The 668-nt window shown below is 58.7% G+C and carries 1 protein-coding gene; it reads left to right on the top strand.

Going from position 1 to position 668, the window contains the following annotated elements; genetic code table 11:
- Nucleotides 1-668 (top strand): metallophosphoesterase family protein (locus ACQRD3_RS13555; protein ID WP_427781746.1); only part of this gene is annotated, 668 nt, incomplete at both ends.

Here is a 668-nt window from a genome sequence, read left to right on the forward strand (position 1 = left end):
GCGCCGGCGATCAGGTGGATAGGTTCGACAACGAGACCCAGTATGCCAGTTTCCTGAAGCCAGAGGCCCTGCGCTCCTTGACACTGGCCACCAATATCGGCAACCACGACAGCAACGGGATTAACTATCAGGAGCACTTTAACCTGCCCAATGAGTCATCGTCCCAGGGGGACACCCCCGCCGGCGGGGACTACTGGTATTCCTATAACGGCGTGCTGTTCCTGTCCCTGAACTCCAACAATATGAGCACCGCCGAGCATAAGGAGTTCATGAGTTCCGCCATCCGGGCGTATCAGGCTGCCAACAACGGCGCGGAGCCGCTGTGGAAGATCGTCACCTTCCATCACTCCATATATTCCACCGCGTCTCATATGGAGGACGGCGACATCATCCAGCGCCGAAATGGGCTGCCCCAGGTATTTAAAGAGCTGGACATCGACGTGGTGCTTCAGGGGCACGACCACGTGTACACCCGCACCTACATGATGGACGGCGGAGCTGTGTCCGCCAATGAAAATTACACCTACGCCAGCGGGGAGGAGAAAGCGCCTACCGCAGTGACCGCCCCCAGCGGCATCCTGTATGTCACCGCAAACTCCGCCTCCGGCTCCAAGTATTACGACCTGCACGCCGGCTACAATTACAACTGGGCAGCGGTGAGGGACCAG

Source organism: Candidatus Pseudoscillospira sp. SGI.172, assembly GCF_050313575.1.
Taxonomy (GTDB): domain Bacteria; phylum Bacillota; class Clostridia; order Oscillospirales; family Oscillospiraceae; genus Vermiculatibacterium.